The sequence below is a fragment of the Parasulfitobacter algicola genome, from assembly GCF_013315265.1.
GTDB lineage: Bacteria > Pseudomonadota > Alphaproteobacteria > Rhodobacterales > Rhodobacteraceae > Parasulfitobacter > Parasulfitobacter algicola.
In genome coordinates this window covers 59,755-72,084 of record NZ_JABUFE010000009.1, presented here as the reverse complement: position 1 = coordinate 72,084, position 12,330 = coordinate 59,755, and the positions used below count along the sequence as shown (strand labels likewise).

General features: G+C 51.7%; 11 protein-coding genes and 2 pseudogenes. 7 read left to right on the top strand and 6 right to left on the bottom strand.

Going from position 1 to position 12,330, the window contains the following annotated elements:
* Positions 1–5 precede the first annotated feature (5 nt).
* Together HRQ87_RS14300 and hemP are read right to left on the bottom strand one after the other, a co-directional pair.
* Positions 6–497 carry a hypothetical protein gene (locus tag HRQ87_RS14300; RefSeq protein WP_174139122.1) on the bottom strand — a complete coding sequence of 164 codons (492 nt, stop codon included), beginning with the start codon at positions 495–497 and terminating at the stop codon, positions 6–8.
* Positions 494–661: a hemin uptake protein HemP gene (gene hemP / locus HRQ87_RS14295; RefSeq protein WP_174139121.1), complete on the bottom strand. Its 168-nt coding sequence runs from the start codon at positions 659–661 to the stop codon at positions 494–496. Before hemP ends, HRQ87_RS14300 begins: the two co-directional genes overlap by 4 nt.
* Positions 662–1,582: 921 nt before the next feature.
* Here hemP and HRQ87_RS14290 point away from each other — a divergent pair.
* The 3 genes from HRQ87_RS14290 to HRQ87_RS14280 all read left to right on the top strand — a co-directional run bounded on the left by HRQ87_RS14290 (position 1,583) and on the right by HRQ87_RS14280 (position 6,773).
* Positions 1,583–6,082 carry an RHS repeat domain-containing protein gene (locus HRQ87_RS14290; RefSeq protein WP_174139120.1) on the top strand — a complete coding sequence of 1,500 codons (4,500 nt, stop codon included), beginning with the start codon at positions 1,583–1,585 and terminating at the stop codon, positions 6,080–6,082.
* Between the two features lie 10 nt (positions 6,083–6,092).
* Entirely contained in the window at positions 6,093–6,467 is a 375-nt protein-coding gene (locus HRQ87_RS14285) for a hypothetical protein (RefSeq protein ID WP_174139119.1), read from the top strand.
* 132 nt (positions 6,468–6,599) lie between these two features.
* A complete protein-coding gene (locus tag HRQ87_RS14280; RefSeq protein WP_174139118.1) occupies positions 6,600–6,773 on the top strand; it encodes a hypothetical protein in 174 nt (57 codons plus the stop codon).
* A gap of 88 nt (positions 6,774–6,861) precedes the next feature.
* Here the strand turns inward: HRQ87_RS14280 and HRQ87_RS14275 are convergent, their stop codons facing one another.
* Positions 6,862–7,005 (bottom strand): calcium-binding protein, encoded by a 144-nt coding sequence (locus HRQ87_RS14275; protein WP_343035297.1) that lies wholly within the window; start codon positions 7,003–7,005, stop codon positions 6,862–6,864.
* A complete protein-coding gene (locus HRQ87_RS14270) occupies positions 7,002–7,718 on the bottom strand; it encodes a calcium-binding protein (protein ID WP_174139116.1) in 717 nt (238 codons plus the stop codon). The genes HRQ87_RS14275 and HRQ87_RS14270 overlap by 4 nt, the downstream gene beginning before the upstream one ends.
* 119 nt (positions 7,719–7,837) lie before the next feature.
* Here HRQ87_RS14270 and HRQ87_RS14265 point away from each other — a divergent pair, with 119 nt between their 5' ends.
* The 4 genes and pseudogenes from HRQ87_RS14265 to HRQ87_RS14250 form a co-directional block, all read left to right on the top strand.
* Positions 7,838–8,152 (top strand): hypothetical protein, encoded by a 315-nt coding sequence (locus HRQ87_RS14265; RefSeq protein WP_174139115.1) that lies wholly within the window; start codon positions 7,838–7,840, stop codon positions 8,150–8,152.
* Between the two features lie 305 nt (positions 8,153–8,457).
* Complete coding sequence (locus tag HRQ87_RS14260) at positions 8,458–8,886, top strand: DUF3806 domain-containing protein (protein ID WP_174139114.1); 429 nt, start codon at positions 8,458–8,460, stop codon at positions 8,884–8,886.
* A gap of 282 nt (positions 8,887–9,168) precedes the next feature.
* A complete protein-coding gene (locus HRQ87_RS14255; protein ID WP_174139113.1) occupies positions 9,169–10,416 on the top strand; it encodes a leucine-rich repeat domain-containing protein in 1,248 nt (415 codons plus the stop codon).
* Between the two features lie 169 nt (positions 10,417–10,585).
* Positions 10,586–11,206 (top strand): annotated as a pseudogene (locus tag HRQ87_RS14250) (IS3 family transposase); the annotation flags it as partial.
* Between the two features lie 42 nt (positions 11,207–11,248).
* Here the strand turns inward: HRQ87_RS14250 and HRQ87_RS14245 are convergent.
* A pseudogene (locus tag HRQ87_RS14245) lies at positions 11,249–11,500 on the bottom strand (IS110 family transposase); the annotation flags it as partial.
* Between the two features lie 219 nt (positions 11,501–11,719).
* Positions 11,720–12,265 carry a hypothetical protein gene (locus tag HRQ87_RS14240; protein WP_174139111.1) on the bottom strand — a complete coding sequence of 182 codons (546 nt, stop codon included), beginning with the start codon at positions 12,263–12,265 and terminating at the stop codon, positions 11,720–11,722.
* Between the last annotated feature and the right edge of the window lie 65 nt (positions 12,266–12,330).

Below are 12,330 nucleotides of genomic sequence, written 5' to 3'. Positions count from 1 at the left end.
TCCTGTCAGTGAAGAATTGTTGGTTGAGAGTGGAGTGATGGTTCTTCGCCCACCATGTGTTTAGGGGCACGAAGATTCATACGTTTCAGCGCAAGACCGAAATCAGTGGCGAGGGATGTCAGTAGCGGGGCAATATCGGGGCGGACCAACAGCGTTGCGATTAGCATGGCGTCGTCCCGATCACCCGTGACTGCTGTCGCAATGAAATTTGCAAAGCAAGATTCGTCAGATCCCAGGCATTTGCAGTTCACCGAATGACGCATCAAAGGTCTGCGCCCGTACTGGGAACAAAGATTGCACATGTGCTCAAATGATTTCAGCACCTTACGTCCCTGAGTTGCACCAAAACTGGACGCGAAGTCGTTCCAAACGCTCGCCTGCGCATCAGGGCCATCACACCAGAGCCGAAGATAGATGACCGAAGCGGCCTCAATCCCGTCAAGTTCTGTGATAAAGCCAACGGGTGCACCGCCGCGTTTTTCCTGTGCACTGGTCATTTGGTCAGGATCAACTTGCCAGTCCGCGTGATCCGCAGAGTGTAGGTTTGATCGCCAAGAACGATCTGAGCTTGATTTGCACCCTTCGTCAGATCCACTGCAGCATAGGTCGGCAAGTCGTTTGGTGCGGGCTTTAGCGTCTCTCGGGCGGAATGATATGACATCAGATGCGTCCCCTGTTTCCGGTGCCGCCGCGACTATAGCGGTCAAAGGCCCATTCCATACTGAACCCTTCAAGCAATCCTGATTGTAGCCAAATACTGGCCACTTCGGATTGGTCAGGGTGCGGCGCGCAACGGTCACGATTTTGGTCTTTCAAATGATCTACTGAGTCTCTCAACTTGGAAGTCCTTTCATCTGACGATTGTCGGGCTTCCCCAGTATTGTAAGGGGTGGCTAGATATTATTTCAAATCTGAGTAATTCAATCAGATATGTCAATCTGACTTTTTTAATCAGGTATAAATTGTTTTGTTGACTTTTTTAGTAAGATACCGGGTGCTAATCGCGAAATCCAGGCTCACCCAGCAATTTACGTAGTTGAAATGTCTTCGAAGGATGATCTAGTCATATAAATACCCTGTTTAAAAACAACTATTTGTGCCGTTTTGGCGTTTGGAGTTTAGCACCGACTATCTTTGCCGATCTCAAGATCCTGACGGATATTGCGGGCCGCCAAACCTTGATACCAGACGTCCCGCCCCGATCCTTATAGTCAAGGATGGATGATATACACGGTTGCGCTACTCATATAGATCGCTTTGCGTCTTTCTTCCGAGAGGTCCTGCCTAGGTGAAGGAGGTTCGGATGGCGATAGTTTGTAAACTTCGAGAAAGCGTGCCCCCTGAATCGAGCCGCTTTTCGTGTTTGGATAATCTGGCGGTCAAGCGCGAGCGGTATTCCGTCATAAAAGCTCTTGACGATTTCGTTTTTTCTATTCACGGTTTTGTGAGTATCTTGAAGTTGTATCGTGTGAGTTTCGCTTCCTAAAGGATTCTGACAAGTCAGATATCTTAGTATATTCAGTGCTGTCTCTACTTTCTTTGGAAGACGTTTCAAATATCAAATTCTTAGATAGGCGAATCCATGAAAGCTTTGATCCGTAAATTTTCCCTCCTTTCAGTATTGCTCTCTTGCGCGCTGTTACAACCCGCAACTGTTGGAGCACAAACATCTGAACAGGAAGTATTCTATACTTATAAAGAGGTCTGGATTCTCCAAGCGCCGCTTTCACCAAGCAGAGCATATAGCGATCCAGTAAATAATATTTGCAAGCAGATCAGCGTAGATCTTGGTGGGTTTGACGGCTCGGGCAATGTCACCGTCGGCACGTATAATGGTGATAAGGATACGATCACATGCACCGATGAAAAAGGCGTTACGATTGTCGTTTCTCACGTATGTGAAATTACAAAATCTAACTGGTCAGGCATTTGGGGTTGGGATGAGGTTCCTTGTATTAAGCCAACCGGTGTCTGTGAAATAGAAATAGAAGACTCCATATCACTTCCGAGTGGTCGAAAAACTGAAGATGCGATTGATTGGCTCTCAAGCAGAGATAGTCGTTTCTCCGTTGCAAGATCTTACAGTTCGAAAGACACATCCAATAACGTCATCCGCGGCACCAAGATGGATGCATTTTTAAGTCATGGTGCGACTTGGCGTGGAAACTTTGATGAGATCGTGCAGTCTGGACCCTATCAATATCGCACCTACGACGGTCAAGTTATTGAGTTTGGTGGTATAAATTCAACAACACCAGCACTGGGTGGGCACAAACACACTATTCGAAACGTCTATCATTCTTCTGGTTACCGCTTGCGTGTCGCAGATGGAAGCGGAAAACTTATGTATTTTGCTGGCGCGGGCAATAGAACTTTGCGCGAAATTACCTGGCCGGACGGCTATCAGATCGTCATAGACAGGGACGCGGCAGATAGCCGAATTTTGACTGTCTCTGACAATAAGGGCCAACGTGCTGAATACACTTGGTCGGCGACCGCTGTTCCGAATGCGACAGCCCCACTTGTGACGCGCATCGAAATTGACTCAGATTACAACGGGTCCACATTCTCTCCGCAGACAGCCATCGCGTATCTTTATGAGGAGAACACCAGTTCTCCAGAGGCGCCCAAGCTTGTGGAAACATCGATCGTCGACCTGAACACTTCTGTGTCTGAAATTCAGTCGCAGTATTCATATCTGGAAGATGATCTCTATTATCCACCGGCTTTATCTAGCATCAGTGACGGTCGCCAAGCTGCATCGGGCGGCACTCTGACACCCTATGCTGAGTTCACCTACGGCGCAGGAACAGGTGACGCGCTGAGCACCAGCCGCGCGGGCGGTGTTGGAAGCACTAGTGTTGGGCGCAATCCCGATCTGACCGGTCCACAAGAATACAATGAGGACATCTACGTCGAGAACGCACTGGGGCATCAGACAATCTATCGCTACACACATGTTCAAGGCATGCTTCGCGTATCCGAGGTGGAAGGTGTTGCAACGGCCAATTGTCTCGGCACAGCAAAATCGTTTGGCTACACTCCAAATGCTGGCGCACCGCTTGGGTTTGTCTATGAGCGGGTTGAGCGTAACGGCTCGCGCACGACGTTTGAGCGCGATGCTCTAGGACGGGTTCTGACCAAAACGGAAGATGCAGATGGTGTTTCGCCGCGGATTACGGCCTATACCTGGTTCGGCGATTATCACCTCCCGGCTACGCGCACGACCTCGCAGATGACAGAGAGCTTCAGCTACACGGCCGAGGGTTTGTTGACGCAGTACAGCCAGACAGATGTGCTTGTTGGCAGCCCGACCAATGGCCAGACGCGGACGTGGGATTATACCTACACCACGTTGGCCTCGGGGATCAAAGTGCTGATCTCCACCGACGGGCCGGGCCTGCTGGCCGATGGCGTGAATGATGTCACCACCTACACTTATGATGTCAACGGCGCGCTAACCGGTGTCACCGATCCCAACGGGCTGACGATGCAGATCCTGTCGCTGAACGCGCAGGGCCAGCCGACGTTGGTGCGCCAACCCGACGGCATCGAATGGGCGCTGGACTATGATGTCGATGGCCGGGTTCTCTCAGTCACGCTCAACCCCGGAACCGCCACGGCCGCCACAGCGACCTACACTTATGATCCGGTTGGTCTGCTCACGGGTATGACTACCCTCTTGGGCCAGAGCACAAGCTTCGAATACGACGATGCAAGACGCTTGATCAAAGCAACCAACGCCGTAGGTGAGGAAGCGCGTTTCCAATACGACGCGATGGACAACATCACACGCACCGAATACGCCAACGGCGCGGCTGCGGCCAGCTTTTGGCAGGAGACCGAGTTTGACGAGCTGGGCCGCCTTCTGCGCAGCCTCGGGGCCGAGGGGCAGATCTGGCAATTCTCGCATGATCGTGAGGACAACCTGGCCAGCATCACCGACCCGCTCAGCTACGCCTCGACCAACAGCTATGACGCGCTGAACCGCGTGTCCCAAGTTGTCGATCGTGAGAATTACACCACCACGCTGGACCACAATGACAGCGACCTGATGACCGACTACACCGACCCGCGCGGGATCGAGACCGACTTCGTCTATAACGGCTTCGGCGAGGTCCTGCAGGAGGTCAGCGCCGATCGCGGCACGATCACCTACACCTACAATTCCCGCGGACTCCCCACCTCGATGACTGATGCCCGTGGCATCACCTCGACCTATGAATACGACAATGGCGGCCGCCTGCTGGCCCGCCGCTTCGCCTCGGACCCAAGCGAGGACCAAACCTTCGCCTATGACCACGACGCCGGCGGCACGGCGCCGCAGGGTGTTGGCAAGCTGTGGGAGACGACGGATGAAAGCGGCACGACCCGGCGCAGCTATGATGCCGTGACCGGCAATCTGGCCTCGGAAGAGCGGGTCATCGGCGGCGCCACCTACACGATCGGCTACGACACCGATGTCGAAGGCAATCTGACCGCGCTGACCTATCCCTCGGGCAAGGTGCTCAGCCTCACCCGCGATGCCGAGAACCGGATCACGTCCCTGGCGCTCGACTTGGGCACAGGCGGCCCCCCGGTCGATATCGTAACCGGCGTGGCCTACCGCCCCATGGGGCCGGTTGCGGGCTTCAGCTATGGTGATGGTGGGCTTTACACCGCGACCTATGACAGCTCCTACCGCCTGACCAAACAACTTGACACCCGCAGCGGCACGACCCGGCGCGAGATCGACTATGGCTGGAGCACGCGCGACAACCTAATCAGCATTACCGATGCCCGCGCGCCCAGCCGCAACGAGACCTACGGCTACACCCCGCGCGAGATGCTGTCTTCGGCCGACGGACGTTATGGCGAGCAGGATTATACCTATGACGGCGTCGGCAATCGCGTCAGCTTCGCCGCGACCGTCGGCGGCGTGACCGAAACGGATACCTACAGCTACCCCCTCACCGACAACCGCCTGGCCGCGATCTCAGGCGCCACCAGCCGCAGCTTCACCTATGATGCAGCGGGCAACGTGACCTATGACAACCGCACGGGCCAGGCCTACAGCTATGGCTATAACGACGCAAACCGCATGGCGGCCTTCGCCATCAATGGCGTGGTGCAGGCCGAGTACACCTACAACGCCCTTGGCCAGCAGGTGATCCGGCACCTGACGCAGGAGAACCGGGTGCTGCATTCGGTGCACGATGTCGATGGCAACCGGATCGCCGAATATGAGTGGGATGCGGTCACCCAGACCTCAACGCTGCTCCGCGAATACGTCTGGATGGACGGCATGGCCGTTGCGGTGGTTGAGGGCGGGGCGGTCTACTTCGTCCGCACCGACCATATTGGCCGGCCGGTCTTCGCGACAAATGCCAACGGCGGCAAGGTTTGGGAGGTGCTCTACCTGCCCTTCGGCGGCGTACAGGAGAAAGCCGGCACCCCAATCAACCTCCGCTTCCCCGGCCAATGGTACCAAAGCGAATCCGGCCTCCAACAAAACTGGATGCGAGACTACGACCCAACGACCGGGCGCTACATCCAGGCCGATCCGCTGGGGCTGGTGGATGGGGCGAGTGTGTATGGGTATGCGTTGCAGAGTCCAGGAAGGTATGTGGATCCGAGGGGTGAGCGAAGCACAAGCCCGGCTCCCCCTCCGGTTGTACCAGTAATTCCCACTAGACCACCTGTCACAAGTGGACAGCGGAAGCCACCAGTTGGCTTCCCTAGCACTCATCCCATGGCCAGCTGGCCACAGATGGCGCCATGGCCTGAGCCTGCGCCGTCAGATACTCAATGTACAACCCGAGACTGCTTGGATATCTATGCAAAGATCTGGAACGCGGTGCGGGAGATGAATCGACGATTTACAAATCAAGCAGCTAATAAGAATGACCTTACATTTATCGGTCACACTGAAGCTATTTTGAGTTATCAGCGTTACATGCGGAAACTTATAGACGAAGCAAAGAGGCGAGGATGCCTCCATTTCGACAAGCGCGCGCATTATTATGCTTGGGCTCGGCCACCTGCGCCCGGATGGATAATGCCCCCACATCTAAGGAACTCTATCCGAGAAATTTTGAAGTAGCTGTATGATTATGGATAAGAGCAATATAGAAAGGTTTTCCAAAGATTGGATTGCACATATACGATCTGCCCCGGGAACAGATATGTGGCTAAATTCTGAATGGGTCGTTGGAGCTTCCATAGAGTGGGCTGCGAAGCGGCCAGATATACTTCGACATGCAATTATCGAGATTGCCAAGCAAGATCTGACAGAATCTGAATTTGAAAAGTTGGGCTGTGGCCCGCTTGAAAATTTGATGGTTCACGATTACGAAGAAAGCTCAGAGGCTATCTGGAAGCATGCAAAAATTTCTGGGAATCTAAGAGCCGCACTTTGCTTTGTGTCGCCCGCTCCGCAACATAGAGCCGATTTTGAGCTTAGATTAAGGCGTTTAGGTTTTCACTAGAACTGCACTGAATGACCGAGATCATTTCGCCTACAGCTATGAATATAGCGCTATGAACCGGGTGGCAGCCTTTACAATCAACTGCGTGGCTCAGTCAAAGACACTCTACACGCGTACATCTGGATGGACGGCATGGCCATGGTCGAGGGTGGAGCCGTGTACTTTGTGCGCACCAACCATATCGGCCGGCCGGTCTTTGCCACCGACACAAGCGGAGCGAAGGTCTGGGAGGCCTCCCACCTCCCCTTCGGCGGCGTCGAGACCACCACCGGCACCCCCATAAACCTCCGCTTCCCCGGCCAATAGCACCAATCCGAACGCGGCCCCCACCAGAACTGGATGCGGGACTACGACCCCACCACAGGTCGGTACATCCAGGCCGATCATCGCGATCTCAAACAGCGCCATCACTGAATTGAATACTTTCAACACCATGACGACCATCGCCGATCAGCTGATCCAGCAGAGTAACCTGGTCGCCGTTTGTCAAAGATATAACCAGGTCATTCGCGTCACTTTGCAAACGTTGAACAGTCACGTCAGTTGATGCAACATCGGTAAAGATGAACTCATCATTACCACCGTAATAGTAAAAGTCGGTGATGGTATAAGAGCCGTCACCTGTGGTGTGGACATAAGTCTTGTCGAGATCTGTGCCTGACTGGCAGCGTGATCCCAAGTGGTGCCATCGGCGAATTCGATGGTCTCGATGGCCCAAGGAGTGTCCCCATTGAGATGATTGACGATGGTGATCACCTCGCCATTGGCAAGGCTCAGTAGCAGGTTCTGGCCATCGCGCCCCACCGTTACATCTGCAGGGGTCAGATCGCTGAAGACAAGGCGGTCATTACCACGCTCATATGCATAATCGCTAATGATATCATTACCATCATTTAGCCTATAGATATATGTGCCATCCCCAGTTCCACCACCTAAAACATCATCTCCTGAACCACCATAGAAAACATTGTTCTGATCATTACCTGTTATACTATCATTTCCATCACCTGCGAAAACAAACGTTAGATCACCTTCAGTAATTATTACATCATCAGCTTCTGTGCCCTCTAACATCTGCTCGTTATTGAAATTTGAGAAAACTACATATAGTTCTGGTGCTTCTTCTACGCCATTATCTAGTAGTGCCTGTTGAACTTGATATTTATATGCATCAGCAGGGTTCATATCGGGTTGAATTATTGAAAGTGCTAGCACTGCATTGGGTACACTAATCTGATCCCCGTTTATCATGTACAAAAAATTGTATCCCGTCACGGCCTTTGAGACAGAGCAGCAGTTTTGCTTAGCAAGAGTTTTCGGTTCATAGTAATCCTTGAAAGGATACAAGATGAGAACGAAGACAGGGCCGAATGGATCGGGCACCATCAACTATGAAGCTTTCTAGTATGGTTCTTACAGATGGTTCCATAGATGGCTTTGACTACGCTAGTGGCAGCATTATGATTCGCGTTCGCGATTATGCCGACGCTCCATTCATGATTGAGATCGAGGGCGTCACTGCAATCAATGTGGCAGGATCGATTATCGGTTACCGTATCGAAAAATACGCCCTCAATAGAAATGGTGACATCAATGTTCTTGAATTCCTAGACGAAGACGAATGCCGCCTGAATGTAAGTTTTTCACGGAATGGCCTTATTAAGGTAACGCCAATTTCAAGCTAAATTATCCTCGATATTCTAATATCGCGCAGCACGCAAAGCGTCCGCTGGGACCTAAGGTCTGAGCTTCAGCAATGGTCTGTGCTGCTGCCGTCCAAGATCAGGGTGCCGGGTCTCTAGCGTCCATTAGATGACCAGTACGAGAGTATGTCTGCAACGGGCCGGCTTGACCGATACTGCTAGGTGAACGAACGTCGACTTTTCTTTCGTTGGCACCTTCCTAGATGCGCCCTAGACATATAGTTTCCATATACTTGCCGTTTGGGTCAGAACTGCTGCAGTCTGCAAAAGTTTCGAGGAGCCGCCATATGGAACAAACTGTTTCGCCATTGTCTGTGAAAGATTCTGAGCGACTAGAAGTACAAAGGTCAGTCGTGATAAATTTTGTGTCTGAAGGCAGTCTGGAGCAGTATCGAACCGCTGCGGGAAAGCTTGGTACATTGCGCGCCTTACTGGAAGCGGGCGTTTTTGAAGCTGATCAAACCTATGAATTACAGTGCATGGGTATCGTTCTCGGCGATGCTCTTGTTCAGCAGCATGGCTTTGAATGGGTTGCTGTCGAGGATGATTTTGGACGTGATCCAGCCCTAAGAGTTGAGCGAACTAGCGTTTTGTTGTTTCCGTTGACGATGATCTCTAAGCGTGTAGAGCGAGGCGAGATTGTTGATGTATTCGACTTATTTAATGGAACGGCTGAAATCGCACTTAAAAGAGCCACCGACGAATTGGGAAACTAGCGTAAATTCGTATGGCCAAGTTCAAATTTGCGTTTGAAGCTACGAGTGGAAAGCTGACCTTGGCACAGCCGCAGCGAATGCTTACTTAGTCTCGCGTCTTGCTTGTTTGTGGACGACGCAGCGAACGGCGGCTAAACCTCATGTTCCGCTATTGTTCTTCAAGACGCCCAAATATGCACATTCGGTCCAGTTGGGCCTGACGGCACGAAAGTCTGCTCTTTCGAAACGGAAAGGCGCACGGTAGGTAGGGTCGAGAAGCAAACCATTCCATCAGGTGTTATCATGATACGTGTCTTAACTCTCTTATTCGCAATCGCTTTATCTAACCCGATTTCGGCGCAGGTTGATATGGATCCAGACTTCAGCGAAGGAGCGGAAGTATATATTTGCAATGACGAGTCGTCTTTCACGAACATGCGGAACAAGCCAACAGCGCAGGGGTCAAGCATTGTTGGACAATTACCAAACAGTTTGCCTGTTACGGTTCAATCGGTAAAAACAAACGATGCAGGATACCACTACTACTACGTCAAACTCCGAGACACTGGTGACGGTAATTCAGCAAGCGGATACGTTTACCACGAAGCTGTTTGGGCAGATTGTGGACTGCCACAGTATGTCACGCCAAAAATTGCAGATTTAGCGTACCGCATGACGCGCCAGAACCAAGGGATGAGTCCTCTTGCTATTTCAGATCTGAATGCAAATTACGATGGAACAACACTGTATTTGGTTCGGATGCCAATTCTATGGAATTTGGAAGAATTGGCGGGGGAAATCGATCTCCAATACCTCGATCTTTCTTTTAGTAACGTTAGTGATTTATCGCCACTATCTGGTCTGACATCTTTGGAAACGCTCAGCTTCTACGAAGGGTCTGTCTCCGACTTAACACCGCTGGCAGATCTCACGAACCTACGTATTCTTAATTTGTTCCGCACGAAAGTTACGTCACTTGATGCACTTGCAGAACTTGATAATCTTAAAGAGCTGTATCTTAGTTTTAGTCCTGTAAACGACATATCAGGGTTGGGCGGTTTGTCATCTCTTGAGTACTTATCGCTCGCTCACGCAGAAACCTACGATTACACGCCACTTTCTGGTTTGACGAACCTGCGATACCTCAAGCTCGATTATACCGATTTTTGGGATACTAAGCTGTTATCAGGTATGTCCAATTTACAGTATTTGGATTTGGGTCATACTGAAATCAAGTCCCTTGAAGGCTTAGAGGGTCTTAGAAATCTGGAACAACTCTATTTACTAGATACTGAAATTTCCGCCATCCAACCGCTTGCAGGGCTTGCGGCATTGGAAAATGTGAACCTTCGAAACACAAAGGTTAGCGATTTGCTTCCGTTGAGTCGATCCACGGAATTAAGAACGTTAACGATCAAAGGCACACCAATCACTGATCTAGCACCACTGCAAAACCTGACCAACCTCGAAACGATATACGGCGCACATCCTTTAGAAACGGATAAAGCGCCCTTAGCAGATCTTATCGCGAATGGTCTGACATTTAAGTAGTATACAGTTTCACCCCGACGTTTGAATTGCACTTATTGTTGCAACAGTCTGCACCTAAGATACCGATGCAGGCAGATCAAAGACTTGTTGATTTTGCTTTCCCGAAAGTTGGCCTTGTCGGCACCCTAGGACGTCCGCTTTCGGGAAGCCGCGTTGCAGGAGCCCCCCACAGAGGACCTTGGGCACGCGTAGGCCTATCCTGGTGCCGGATCGGGCCAATCAGCGTTGGTCTTTGGACTTCGTGTCTGATGCCTTTGAAGATGGTCAGCGGTTCCGGGTGTTGTGCATCGTGGATGATTGCACGCGTGAAGCTCTGGCGACGGTCGTGAATCGTTCCCTGTCTGGTGCGCGGATGACCCGCGAGTTGGATGATCTGATCCGGCGACGTGGCCAACCAGATATGATTGTCTCCGACAATGGAACGGAAATGACTTCGCACGCTGTGCTACGATGGTGCCAGGACACTGGCGTCGGCTGGCATTATATCGCACCAGGAAAGCCAATGCAGAATGCCTTCGTGGAAAGCTTCAATGGCCGACTGCGAGATGAATGCTTGAACGAACACATCTTCGGCAATCTCGCCGAAGCCAGGAAGATCATCGAAAACTGGAGGATCGACTACAACACACAAAGGCCACACACATCGCTTGGCGGGCTGGCCCCGGTCGTCTATGCCAATCTCAACCGCGCCACCCGGCCTGCCTCGCTTGAGCTCCGCAAAGGCTCCGCTCAGCAGATCTTGACCGCAACCAAATCAACGGAAAAAAACAGGAACGGATTCCACACCTGAACGGCCCGGATCAGCGATGATCTTAGCGGTCCAAAGATCAACCTTCACATACGGTTTGACATAACCGGCAGGCATGAGCTTCACATCATGCCCGAGCTTACGCAGCTGACGACCCCAATGATGGGATGAACCGCACGCTTCCATGCCGACCGTGCATAGTGGCAGAGTCTCAAAATACGCCAACAGCTTCGCGCGTTTGATCGCCTTGTTGAAGATAACGCAGCCGTTCTCTGAAATGCCGTGTGCTTGAAAAACATCCTTGGCCAAATCCAGGCCTACGGTCTTTACTGTCATTGGTTAGCTCCTTTCCTAGCATTCGTTTATAACGGCACTTTGGCACATTCGATGCCGGTGGAGCAGGAGCCACTCACCTCATCCCTTACCCGAAACAAACGCATCCAAGTCAAAGACTTTTTCAACAAAATCAGCCCAAAAGTAACTGATGCTGCATGCTGTAAGAATGACTGCTTTGTTAACGGGTGGTTTTATTGACAACCCCAGAGCTGCGCGATGTCAGCTTGAATACTTACAGGCCTCATCTCGGTGCATTGCAAGGTTCAGTGACCAGCCATCTTGGCGCTTGCTAATTTCTCCGATGACGCGATGCTCTCTGTGATCCGATGGGTCCATCAGACAAAGTTCCAAGAAAACGCCAGCGTTCGACGCGGATTGTCTGAGGGTTTGTGTCTCAATTAGTTGCAGCATATTCGGGTGCCTTGCTCGCCATTCATCAAACTCGGCCAACGAAAAGTGTGGTGCGCCAACCTCTCCAATAACCACACAGGACATACCGCCCAAAGGAAGCGACATTGTGACTTCAGTTGCGTCGTTACGCCAAAATACGCCAGGCATTGCCGCAATCAGCTCTTTTGTGAGAACTCGTGAAGTGCCTTCAACCTGCGGGCCCATCCCAAGATCAAGTGGCGAGACACCTCGTATTAGGGCGGCGGGACAGACGTTGACAAAGGCCTGTGTGACGGCTGACACGTCAGCATTGGCGGGCGCAGGCAATAGAGCTAACGTCAAAAACGTAGACAATGACTTATGAAGCGTTCTCAAAATAGACCGTCCCTCTCGGTGGTATGTTTGTGTCGCGAACATAGCAGCTCAGTAACAGCGCGTCG

What these genes read in the sequence shown, in the direction of transcription:
- HRQ87_RS14300 (WP_174139122.1), bottom strand. Translation starts at nt 497, where the DNA reads ATGACCAGTGCACAGGAAAAACGCGGCGGTGCACCCGTTGGCTTTATC.
- hemP (WP_174139121.1), bottom strand. Translation starts at nt 661, where the DNA reads ATGTCATATCATTCCGCCCGAGAGACGCTAAAGCCCGCACCAAACGAC.
- HRQ87_RS14290 (WP_174139120.1), top strand. Translation starts at nt 1,583, where the DNA reads ATGAAAGCTTTGATCCGTAAATTTTCCCTCCTTTCAGTATTGCTCTCT.
- HRQ87_RS14285 (WP_174139119.1), top strand. Translation starts at nt 6,093, where the DNA reads ATGGATAAGAGCAATATAGAAAGGTTTTCCAAAGATTGGATTGCACAT.
- HRQ87_RS14280 (WP_174139118.1), top strand. Translation starts at nt 6,600, where the DNA reads ATGGCCATGGTCGAGGGTGGAGCCGTGTACTTTGTGCGCACCAACCAT.
- HRQ87_RS14270 (WP_174139116.1), bottom strand. Translation starts at nt 7,718, where the DNA reads ATGATAAACGGGGATCAGATTAGTGTACCCAATGCAGTGCTAGCACTT.
- HRQ87_RS14265 (WP_174139115.1), top strand. Translation starts at nt 7,838, where the DNA reads ATGGATCGGGCACCATCAACTATGAAGCTTTCTAGTATGGTTCTTACA.
- HRQ87_RS14260 (WP_174139114.1), top strand. Translation starts at nt 8,458, where the DNA reads ATGGAACAAACTGTTTCGCCATTGTCTGTGAAAGATTCTGAGCGACTA.
- HRQ87_RS14255 (WP_174139113.1), top strand. Translation starts at nt 9,169, where the DNA reads ATGATACGTGTCTTAACTCTCTTATTCGCAATCGCTTTATCTAACCCG.